The sequence below is a fragment of the Pseudomonas chlororaphis subsp. chlororaphis genome, assembly GCF_003945765.1.
GTDB classification, from domain to species: domain Bacteria; phylum Pseudomonadota; class Gammaproteobacteria; order Pseudomonadales; family Pseudomonadaceae; genus Aquipseudomonas; species Aquipseudomonas chlororaphis.
Map to the genome: position 1 here is coordinate 4,691,044 of NZ_CP027712.1, position 12,140 is coordinate 4,703,183.

Genomic DNA, 12,140 nt, shown 5'->3' on the forward strand with positions numbered 1-12,140 from the left:
TTGCCCCGGATTCCCTGGCCCCCCTGTAGCCGCTGCCGCAGGCTGCGATCGGGGCGCAGCCCCGTAAAGCTGACGACGCGATGGCCTGAACTGCTGGCGTCGGGTTTGGCGACCGCTGCGCAGTCGAGCGCAGCCTCGCCAGGTTCGGCAGCGGCTACATTGTGTCCCTGCCCCGCCGTACAAACAAAAACGCCCCCGGTCACGGGTGTGGCCGGGGGCGCTTTTGTTCCTGCTGGGGGTTACTCCATTGCGGCGACAAAGCTCTCCACGAACTCGGCATTGTCGATGATCCGGTCATGGTCGGTATCGATCACCACCGAACGCGCCACGCAGGACTGGCCGATGACCTGGCGCATGCTCGACTCGATCAGCTCCTTGTGCTGGCCGGCCCGGCTCAGGCCTGCCCACCAGCAACTGATCGGCGCCTTGATCGGCTTGAAGTCGGCCTGTTCCAGGCGCTCGGTCAGGGTCCGGTCGACTTCCCAGGAGATCTCGGCCTCGTTGCCTCGCAGCAACTCTTCCTTGATCTCGCGGAAGGCGTCACCCAGGGTCTGTTCGGCCCAGGCGCAGAAACGGCTCCATTGCTCGGCCTCGTCCGCCGACCCCGCCTGGCAGTCCAGCCAAGACTGGCGGATAGGCTCGGCGAATGCGCCGAACATCACCCCGAGCAAGGCCACCCGCTGTTCGTTGGCCGACACCTCGCGCTCATCGCTGATCACCGCCGCGTCCCAGTACTGCTTGAGCCAGAAAGGCGGCGCGGAGTCGATCCAGCCGACCATCTCGACCTGCCGGCCAGCCTGCTCCAGGGCATAGGCGACTGCCAGCGCCAGGTTGCCGCCCAGGGACCATCCGGCCAGGCGGAAGGCGCCCTGTGGCTGGGCGTCCAGCAGTTGCCTGCTGTAGTCCTCGACCATGTCTTCCCAGCTCGGCACTGCGGCCCCCTGTTCGGCCAGGGCCCGGCAGATCACGCCCATCACCGGCCGCTGCTCGCGCAACGCCAGGGCGATGGCCTTGTAGCAATGCACCGAGCCGTAGCTGGGGTGGAACAGGTACAACGGAGTGCCCTGGGTCTGGCTGTTGAGCTTGACGATCAACGAGCTGCGCGCGTTGCCTTGCAGGCAATTGACCTGGCCGCGCACGGTCGGGTTGAGCATCAGCTGGCTGACCGACAGGCCGATGCCGCTGGCCTTGCGAATCCGCTCCTTGAGCATCAACACCAGCAGCGAGTGGCCGCCCAGTTCGAAGAAGTTGTCGCTCCGGCCGACACGCTCCACGCCCAGCACCTCGCTCCAGATCGCCGCGAGCTGTTGCTCCAGCTCGCCTTGCGGCGCTTCGTAGTCCTGCGCGCCCTGCTGCGCGTCGGGCTTCGGCAGCGCCTTGCGGTCCAGCTTGCCGTTGGGGCTCAGGGGCATCTGCTCCAGCACCACCCATTGCGCCGGCACCATGTAGTCCGGCAACTGGGCCGCCAGGTGCGCGGCCAGGGTGTCGCGCCAGTCGTCAGGCTGTTCCCGCAGCACCAGGTAGCCCACCAGATGCTTGCCTTCCACCGCCAGCACCGCAGCCTCACGCACCAGGGCGTGTTCCAGCAGGCGGGCCTCGATCTCGCCCAGCTCGATGCGCAAGCCGCGCAGCTTGACCTGATGGTCGATACGCCCGGCGTATTCGATCACCCCGTCGGCGCGGTAGCGGGCTAGGTCGCCGGTGCGGTACATACGCTCGCCGCTGACGAACGGATGGGCCACGAAACGCTCGGCGCTCAGGCTCGGCCGCCGGTGGTAACCACGGGCCAGGCCGACCCCGCCCAGGTACAGCTCGCCCAGCACGCCCACCGGCACCGGCTCGAGGTTGCTGTCCAGCACATAGCAGCCCAGATTGGCGATCGGTACCCCTATTGGCACCGCGTCCCGGCCCTCGTCGACGCAGGTCCAGTGGGTGACGTCGATCGCCGCCTCGGTCGGACCGTAGAGGTTGTACAGGCCGGCAGCCGGCAACTTGGCGAAGACCTGTTGCTGGGCATCCACCGGCAAGGCTTCGCCGCTGCAGATAATCCGTTGCAGGCTGTGGCACGAGGCTACAGCCGGATCTTGAAGAAACGCCTGCAACATCGAAGGCACGAAGTGCAGGGTCGTGACCTGCTGCCGGTTGATCAGGCGCACCAGCTTTTCCGGATCACGGTGATCCCCCGGCGCCGCCACCACCAGGCGCGAGCCGGTCATCAGCGGCCAGAAGAACTCCCACACCGAGACGTCGAAGCTGAACGGGGTCTTCTGCAAGACCGTGTCGCGCGCATCCAGGCCATAGGCTTCCTGCATCCAGCACAGGCGGTTGGTCAGTGCCGAATGACGGTTGCCCGCGCCCTTGGGTTGCCCGGTGGAACCGGAGGTGTAGATCACGTAGGCGAGGTTTTCGCCGTCCAGCGCCACCTGCGGATTGTCCTCGCTGTAGCCTTCGAGGCTGCTTTGCACCTGCCCCTGATCCAGCACCAGGCACTCCAGACCGTGCGGGATCGGCAAGCGTTGCAGTAGGTGATCCTGGGTCAGCAGCAGCTTCACCGCGCTGTCTTCGAGCATGTAGGCCAAGCGTTCACGCGGGTATTCCGGGTCCAGCGGCACATAGGCGCCACCGGCCTTGAGCACCGCCAGCAAGCCGACCACCATCTCGATGGAACGCTCCACTGCCAGCCCCACCAGCACATCGGGACCGACGCCGGCGGCCATCAGGCGATGGGCCAGGCGGTTGGCGCGGCGGTTCAACTGGGCATAACTCAGCTGCTGCTCGCCGAAGATCAGGGCCGGCGCATCCGGGCTGCGCAGCACCTGCTCTTCGATAAGCTGGTGCACGCCGCGCTGTAGCGGGTAATCGCGGGCCGTGGCGTTCCAGTCATGGACCATCCGTTGGCGCTGCGCGACCGGCAGCGACGGTAGGTCCGCGAGGCGCTGCGGCTCAGGCGTGGCCAGGGCCAACAGCAGTTGCTGGAAGTGCTCGGCCAGTTGCTCGATATCCTGCGCGCCGAAGGCCTGGCGGTCATAGTTGAATTCCAGCGCCAGGGTTTCGCCGATGGCCAGCAACACGGTCAATGGATAGTGGGTCTGCTCCAGGCTCTCGATGGCGCCAAAACGCAGGCCCGCTGGCGAGCCCTGCTCCAGCGCCTCGGACACCGGGTAGTTCTCGAACACCAGGATGCTGTCGAACAGCGCTTCGCCACCCAGTCCGGCCCAGCGCTGGATCTCGAACAACGGCGTGTGTTCCTGCTCGCGCAGGCGCAGGTTCTGCTCCTGCAGCTGTTGCAGCCATTCGCCCACCCACATCTGCGGGCTTGGCGTGGCCACCACCGGCAGGGTGTTGATGAACAGGCCGACCTGTTGCTCGATCCCCTGCAATTCCGCCGGACGCCCGGCCACCGTCGCGCCGAAGGCCACGGTGCGCTGGCCGGTATGGCGTTGCAACAGCAGCAGCCAGGCACTTTGCACCAGGGTGTTGAGGGTGACCTTGCTGCCCTGGGCGAAGGCCTTGAGGCGCTCGGTCTGGTCCCGGTCGAGGCTCAGGCGGTGGGCGCCGTTGACCAGCGCGACACTCGCGTCCCGGATCTTGTCATCATGAGCGCCACGGGCCAGCCGCGTCGGCTCCTCGAGGCCAGCCAACTGGCCTTTCCAGAAGGTTTCGCTGATCGAACGGTCCTGCGCCTGCAGCCAGGCGATGTAGTCGCGATAACGCCCGACAGGCGCGCGCAAGGTCTCGCCAGCATAGTGTTGCAACACCTCGCCGAACAGCTGCGAACCGCTCCAGCCGTCCATCAGGATGTGATGGTTGGTGTAGATCAAGTGATGGCTGTCGGCGCCAGTGCGCACCACCACCAGGCTCAGCAGGGGTGCCTGCTCCAGGACGAAGCCCTGGGTCCTGGCCGCTTCGGCCAGGTTGTCGAGGGCTTGCGCCTGGTCCGCGCGGTGCTGCCAGTCATGTTCGACCAGGGGCACTTGCCGCTGCTTGTAGACCACTTGCAGCGGCTGCTCCAGCTCCGCCTGCCAGAGGAAACCGCTGCGCAGGATATCGTGGTGCTCCAGCGCCACCTGCCAGGCCGCCTGGAAGCGCCCGACGTCCAGGCCCTGCACATCGACCCGCATCTGGTTGATGTAGTCGCCCGAGCCCTGCCCGTACAGGGACTGGAACAGCATGCCCTGTTGCATCGGCGACAACGGGTAGATGTCCTCCACCTGCGGGATCGGCAATAACAAGCCATCAAGCTGTGCCTGGCCCAGCCTGGCCAGCGGGAAGTCCGACGGCGTGGCGCCACGGTTCTCACTCTGGCAGCAATGCTCGATCAGCGCCTTGAGCTCTTCGGCATAGTCGTCGGCCAGTTGCTGGATAGTCGCCTGGTCGAACATTGCCTGGCTGAAGCTCCAGTTCAGGTTCAGCTCGCCGCCGTAGACCTGACCGTTGATTTCCAGCCAGTTGCCCAGCGCCGCCTCCGGGCTCTGCTCGGCACCAGCGGAGTCGCCGGACGGCGCGAACAGCCCTTCGGCCTCGCCGCCCTCGAAGCTGGCATCGAACTGGCCGAGGTAGTTGAAGGTGATCCGCGGTCGCGGCAGTTGGCCCAGCGCTTCGCGGATCCGCGGGCTGCCCAGGTAACGCAGGGCGCCGAAACCGATGCCCTTGTCGGGAATCGCCCGCAGCTGCTCCTTGATCGCCTTGAGCGAGTCGGCCAGGGTCGGTGCCGGTACCAGCTTCACCGGATAGAGACTGGTGAACCAGCCCACGGTGCGCGTCAGGTCGATGTCGTCGAACAATTCTTCGCGACCGTGGCCTTCCAGGCGGATCAGGGTCGACTCGTGGCCGCTCCAGCGCCCGATGACCCGCGCCAGGGCGGTCAGCAGCAGATCGTTGATCTGGGTGCGATAGGCCGCCGGCGCATCCTGCAACAGCTTGCGGGTGAAGGCCTGGTCCAGGTGGGTGGTCACGCTCAGGGCATGGCGGTTGCTCAGGCTGGCGTCCGGGTTGGCGCACGGCAGCTCGGCCCGGGCCCCCTGCAATTGCGCCTGCCACCAGGCCAGCTCGCGTTCCAGGGCCGCGCCCTGGGCATAACCCTGCAAGCGCAGGGCCCAGTCGCGGGTCGAACTGGTCTTGGCCGGCAGCACCACGGCGGCGCCACGGGCCAGCTGGCGATAGGCGCTCTGCAAGTCCTCCAGCAGGATGCGCCACGACACCCCGTCCACCACCAGGTGATGGATCACCAGCAGCAAGCGCTGGGAACCGTCGGCCAGCTCGGCGAGGACCGCGCGCAACAGCGGGCCCGCGCCGAGGTCCAGGCTGCGCTGGGCTTCGTCGCCGAGGGCGGCGAGTTCCTCGACGCCTTGCAGCGCGCTCTGCCACAGCACCTGCTCGGCCTGATGCTGCTCGGCCGGACGATAGGCCGCGTGCCAGCCGGAGGCATCGGCCACGAACTGCGAACGCAGCGCGTCGTGCTGCACGATCAGTGCTTGCAGGGCCTGGGTGAGGATCGCCGGGTCTAGGCGCTCATGGAGTTGCAGCACCACCGACTGGTTCCAGTGATGACGCTCGGCGATCTCGTCCTCGAAGAACGCCTGCTGGATCGGCAGCAGCAACAGCTCGCCGCTCAGCGCGGCCTGATCGATCGACAGCCCCTCGGCCCCCTGGCGCGCGACCGCGGCCAGGCTCTGCACGGTCTGGTGCTGGAACAGGTCCTTGGGCGTGAAGCGGATGCCCGCCTGACGGGCGCGGCTGACCACCTGGATCGAGATGATCGAGTCGCCGCCCAGTTCGAAGAAGTTGTCGTTCAGGCCAACCTGGGGCAGGCGCAGGACTTCGGCCCAGATCGCGGCGATCTGTTGTTCCAGTTCGCTCTGCGGCGCCACGTACTCCTGTTGCAACAGGCTGGCGTCCGGCAGTGGCAGGCCCTTGCGGTCCAGCTTGCCGTTGGGGGTCAGCGGCATACTTTCCAGGAACATCAGGTGCGCCGGCACCATGTAGTCCGGCAACCGGCGTTTCAACGCCTGGCGCAAGCTTTCGCGGCACTGCGCTTGCGCGGCCGTGTCGTTGGCCACCGCCGGGTCGAGTGCAACGATATAGGCCACCAGCTGTTTTCCGCTCGGCCCGGCCTGGGCCACCACCACCGCTTCACGCACCGAGTCCTGCTCCCGCAGGCGCGCTTCGATCTCGCCCAGCTCGATACGGAAACCGCGGATTTTCACCTGATGGTCGACTCGACCCAGGTAGTCCACCACGCCGTCCGGCCGGCCACGGGTCAGGTCGCCGCTGCGGTACACGCGGCTGCCCGGTGCGCCGAAGGGGTCCGGGACAAAACGTTCGGCGGTCAATGCCGGACGCTCCAGGTAACCACGGGCCACGCCTTCGCCGCCGAGGTACAACTCACCGGCCACGCCGATCGGTTGCAGGTTCAGTTGCGCGTCCAGCACGTAACCGCTGCGGTTGCCCAACAGTTCGCCGATGGGTGCATAGGCCGCGCCGCATGGATCGCCCTTACGCGCCTTCCACAGCAGCGGCGTGACCACGGTTTCGGTCGGGCCGTAGCCGTTGAACAAATAGGTCGGACGCAGTGCGCGCCAGGCCAGGTCGTAGCTGGACTGCGCCACCGCGTCACCACCGAAGCAATAAACACGGACTGCCGGTGGGTTGCCGTCGCGCTCGGCATGCTCGGCCAGTTGTTGCAGGTACACCGGCGGGAATACACCCACAGTCACGCCATGGCGATGCATCTGCGCGTAGGTGTGTTCCGGCAGCCACAGGCTGTCGTCGCGGATCAGCACCCGGGCGCCGTTGATCAGCGGGTGCATCCAGCCTTCGTGGGAGCCGTCGAAGGCGAAGGACATAAAGTGCAGCTCGCAATCCGCCGGGGTCATTTCATAGCGTTCGCCGGTGGCGATGATGTGCGCCACCAACGGACCGTGGGAGACCGCCACGCCTTTGGGCATGCCGGTGGAGCCGGAGGTGTAGATCACGTAGGCCAGGTTGTCGCCGTCCAGCGCCACGTTCGGCGCGCTGTCGTCCTCCCCTGCCCAGTCCTGGGTGCGGTCCACTGCCAGGCTGTCCAACCCGTCCGGAATCGGCAGCTGTTGCTGCACCGCGGTGTGGGTCAGCAGCAACTTGGCGCGGCTGTCCTGCATCATGTACAGCAGGCGATCGCGCGGGTATTCCACGTCCAGCGGCACATACACGCCGCCAGCTTTCAACACCGCGAGGAAGGCCACCATGATCTCGGCGCTGCGCGGCATGGCGATCGCCACCCGCACTTCCGGGCCGACGCCACGGGCGATCAGCGCCCGGGCCAGGCGGTTGGCGCTACGCTCCAGCTCGCCGTAGGTCAGTTGCCGATCACCAAAGATCACCGCCACCGCATCCGGGTTGTTGCGGGCCTGATCGGCGACCAGCTCATGCACCAGGCGCTTGGCCGGGAAGCCGGAATCCGTGCGATCCCACAGGGTCAGGATCTGCTGCCGTTCGGCGCTGTCGAGCAGGTTCAACTGGCCGATGCTCTGCCGTGGATCGGCGACCATGGCCTGCAACAGGTTCTGCCAGTGCCGGGCCATGCGCTCCACGGTGGCCGGCTCGAACAGGTCCAGGGCATAACCCAGGGACGCCCAGATGCCCTCCTCGGCTTCCTGGATATCCAGGTCCAGATCGAAGTGCGCGGTGCGGCTGTCCCACTCCAGGCCCTCGACCCGCAGGCCGGGCAACTGTTGCTCGGCACGAGCGCCACGGGCGTCGGTCTGGTGATTGAACATCACCTGGAACAGCGGGTTGTGGCTCAGGCTGCGCTCGGGTTGCAAGGCCTCCACCAGTTGCTCGAATGGCAGGTCCTGGTGGGCCTGGGCCTCCAGCGCGCGCTGCTTGACCTGTTGCAACAGCTGGGCAACCGTCATCTGCCCGTCGATATCGGCCTTGAGCACCTGGGTGTTGACGAAGAAGCCGATCAGGCGCTCGGTCTCGACCCGGTTGCGGTTGGCGATCGGGATGCCGACGCGCACATCCTCCTGGCCGCTGTAGCGGTGCAACAGGGTCTGGAAAGAAGCCAGCAACAGCATGAACAGGGTCACGCCCTGCTGCTGGGCCATAGCCTTGAGCTGGGTGGCCAGCAGCGGGTCCAGGGCGATGCCCAGGCGCGCGCCGCGATGGCTTTGCACCGCCGGACGCTGATGGTCGAACGGCAATTCCAGCACCGGCTGTTCGCCGCCCAGTTGGCCCATCCAGTAATCCAGCTGGCGTTCTCTTTCGCCAGCGTCCATCCACCCGCGCTGCCATGCGGCGTAGTCCGCGTACTGGATCGGCAAGACCGGCAACTGCAGGTCCTGGTCCTGGCTGTAGGCCGCATACAGCTGCACCAGCTCATCGACCATGATCTGCATCGACCAGCCATCGGAGACGATGTGGTGCTGCACCAGCACCAGCACATGCTCCTCCTCACTCAAGCGCAGCAGCTTGACCCGCAACAGCGGGCCCCGCTCCAGGTCGAACGGCCGGGCGATTTCCGCTTCCACCAGGGTTTTAAGCTGGGCTTCATCGGCCTCGGCCAGTGCGATATCGACGGACGCTGCGCCGCGAATTACCTGCACCGTGCGCTGACCGTCCTGTTGCAAATGAGTACGCAGGCTTTCATGGCGCGCCACCAGGGTGTCGAAGCTGCGTTGCAGCGCGGCCTGGTCCAGGCGGCCTTTCAGGCGCAGGGCGCTGGGCACATGGTAAGCAGCGCTTTCGGGCTCCAGCTGCCAGAGGAACCACTGGCGCTCCTGGGCATAGGACAGGGCCAGGGGCTGGCCGCGCTCGACCGGCAGCATGGCCGGCGCCTGGGCGCCCTCGGCATCGCCGGCCGGCAAGGCGCGGACGAAACCTTCCAGGCGCGGCTGCTCGAACAGGGTCCTGAGCGGCACTTCCAGCCCCAGGGTATGGCGCAGGCGCGAGACCACCTGCATGGCCAGCAGCGAGTGACCGCCCAATTCGAAAAAGTGGTCGGTGAGGCCGACGCGCTCGGCGCCGAGGATATCCGCCCAGATCGCCGCCACCTGTTGCTCCACGGCGCTCACCGGCGCGACCCAGGCCTGCTGCGCCTGGCTGGCGTCCGGTTGCGGCAGGGCCTGACGGTCCAGCTTGCCGTTGGGGTTGAGCGGCATGCGCTCCAGGAACAGCAGGTGCGCGGGCACCATGTAGTCCGGCAATTGCTCGCGCAACGCGGCCTTGAGCCGCTCGCCCAGGGCCTGTTGCTGCTCTGGCGATGTCAGCGGCTGCGTCGCCACCACATAGCCGATCAGCTGGCTGTCGGCGGCCAGCAGCACGGCTTCGCGCACCTCGGCCTGGGCCAGCAGCAAGGCTTCGATTTCCCCCAGCTCGATACGGAAACCACGAATCTTCACCTGATGGTCGACCCGGCCGACGTACTCGATCACCCCGTCGGCGCGGTAGCGCGCCAGGTCGCCGGTGCGGTACAGCCGCTCGCCCGAACCGGCAAACGGATCGGGCATGAAGCGCTCCGCCGTCAGCAGCGGGCGCTGCAGGTAGGCCCGCGCCAGGCCGCTGGCACTGCCGATATAGAGTTCGCCCACGGCTCCCACCGGCAACAGGTTGAGGTCGCGGTCCAGCACATACAGGGCCCGCCCCGGCAACGAGCGGCCGATCGGGCTGGCCGTGGCGCTCATGACCGGGTCGGCCGCGCAGCAGTCCAGCACGCTGGAGACCACGGTGGCCTCGGTCGGGCCATAGGTGTTGAGCAGCCGCACCTGCTCCAGGCCGGCCCGGCGCCACTGGGCAGGACCGTCGAGGGGCATCGCTTCGCCGCCGATATGCACCTGGCGCAAGGCGCCATAGGCGCGCGGGCCGGCCGCCAGGCAATCGAGCAGGAACAGGTTCCAGTAGGCGGTCGGCAAGTCGACCAGGGTAATGCCCTGGCGGATGATTTCGCTGTACAGGCGGGCGCTGTCCCACAGCTCGGGACCGCGCAGGACCACGCTGGCGCCCTGGGTCAGGGCCGGGTACAGCTGCTCGACGAAGCCGTCGAAGTTCAGGGTGGCGAATTGCAGGACGTGGTCATCCCGGGACAGCCGCGAATAAGCCGCGGCGATCCCGGCGAACTCGCTCAGGGCGGCGTGATCGATGGCCACGCCCTTGGGCTTGCCGGTGGAACCCGAGGTGTAGATCACATACGCCAGGTTGTGCGGATCGACCGCCAGCCCTGGATCGCTCTCGACGCATGACGCCAGTTGCCCGTCCGCCAGATCGATATCCAGGGCCGCCAGGTCGGCCGGCAAGGGCAGGCGCTGGCGCAGGTGGGACTGGGTCAGCACCAGGCGCACGGCGCTGTCTTCGAGCATGTGCACCAGGCGCTCGCGGGGATATTGCGGGTCCAGCGGCACATAGGCACCGCCGGCCTTGAGCACCGCCAGCAGGCTGACCACCATGGCGAAGGAACGCTCGACCGCGATCCCCACCAGCACTTCCGGGCCGACGCCCTGGCCGATCAGGTAATGCGCCAGGCGGTTGGCCTGGCGGTTCAGTTCGGCATAGCTCATGCGCTGCTCGTCCAGCAGCAGGGCCACGGCATCGGGACGCTGCCGGGCCTGCGCCTCGAACAGCCGATGCACAGGCTCTTGCGCCGCGACGGTGGCGCCGGCATTCCATTCCCGGAGCATGCGCTGCTGTTCGTCCGCGCTCAGCAGCGGCAGCTCGCCGATCAGTTTCTGCGAACTATCGAGCATGCCGCGCAGCAGCCCTTGCCAGTGCTGCGCCAGGCGCTCCACGGTGGCCGCCTCGAACAGGTCGGTGGCGTAGGTCAGGGACGCCCAGAGGTCGTCACCGGACTCCTGGGTGTCCAGGCTCAGGTCGAAGTGGGTGGTGTGGCTGTCCCACTCCAGGCCTTCCACGCGCAAACCGGGCAACTGCTGTTCGGCGCGGGCGCCACGGGCGTTGGCCTGGTGGTTGAACATCACCTGGAACAGCGGGTTGTGGCTCAGGCTGCGCTCGGGTTGCAGCGCTTCGACCAATTGCTCGAACGGCAGGTCCTGGTGGGCCTGGGCCTCCAGCGCGCGCTGCTTGGTCTGTTGCAGCAAATGGGTGACGGTCATCTGCCCGTCGAGATCGGCCTTGAGCACCTGGGTGTTGACGAAAAAGCCGATCAGGTGCTCGGTCTCGACCCGGTTGCGGTTGGCGATCGGCACGCCGATGCGGATATCCGACTGGCCGCTGTAGCGGTACAGCAGGGTCTGGAACGAGGCCAGCAGGAGCATGAACATTGTCACGCCTTCGCGCTGCGCCAGGCCTTTGAGACCCGCCGCCAGCGACGCCTCCAGCTTCAGGTCGAGACGCGCGCCGCGCTGGCTCTGCACCGCCGGGCGCGGATAGTCCAGAGGCAGCTCCAGCACCGGCTGCTCGCCCCCCAGCAGGGCGCACCAGTAATCCAGCTGGCGCTCCTTCTCCCCCGCTTCCATCCAGCTGCGTTGCCACAGCGCGTAGTCGGCGTACTGGATCGGCAGCGCCGGCAATTGCAGGTCCTGGCCTTGGCTCTGCCCCTGACTGTAGCCGGCGTACAACTGCACCAGCTCGGCCACCATCACCTGCATCGACCAGCCATCGGAAACGATATGGTGCTGCACCAGCACCAGCACATGTTCGTCCTCGGCCAGGCGCAGCAGCCTGACCCGCAGCAGCGGGCCCTGCTGCAAGTCGAAGGGCCGGGCGATTTCCGCTTCCACCAGGGTCTTGAGCCGCGCATCGTCGGCGCCCTCGGCCTCGACCCGCACGATCTCGACGCTGGCCTGGGCATCGACCACCTGCAGCGTGCGCTCGGCATCCATCTGCAAACGGGTGCGCAGGCTTTCATGGCGCGCCACCAGAGCATCGAAGCTGCGCTGCAACGCGACCTGGTCCAGCCGGCCTTTCAGGCGCAGGGCGCTGGGTATGTGATAGGTGACGCTGTCCGGTTCCAACTGCCAGAGGAACCACTGGCGTTCCTGGGCATAGGACAGCGGCAGGCTGTCGACCTCCATACGGGTCGGGGCAATCGGCAGCTGGGCGAAGCTCATGCCACGGCTTTGCAGCCGTTTGTAAAACAGCTTGCGTTGTTCCAGAGGCAGGCGAACGAAGCGAGACACCAGATCGATATTTTCATTGGAAAGCATTGT

1 protein-coding gene is annotated in these 12,140 nt (G+C 66.9%); it reads right to left on the reverse strand.

Features of this window, described 5'->3' with window-relative positions:
- Positions 1–239: 239 nt before the first annotated feature.
- On the reverse strand, positions 240–12,137 hold the full coding sequence (locus C4K27_RS21105; protein ID WP_125738079.1) for a non-ribosomal peptide synthase/polyketide synthase: 11,898 nt from the start codon (positions 12,135–12,137) through the stop codon (positions 240–242).
- Positions 12,138–12,140 lie beyond the last annotated feature (3 nt).

Bases quoted from the DNA above. Each gene is read 5' to 3' on its own strand.
- C4K27_RS21105 (WP_125738079.1), bottom strand. From the start codon at position 12,137: ATGCTTTCCAATGAAAATATCGATCTGGTGTCTCGCTTCGTTCGCCTG.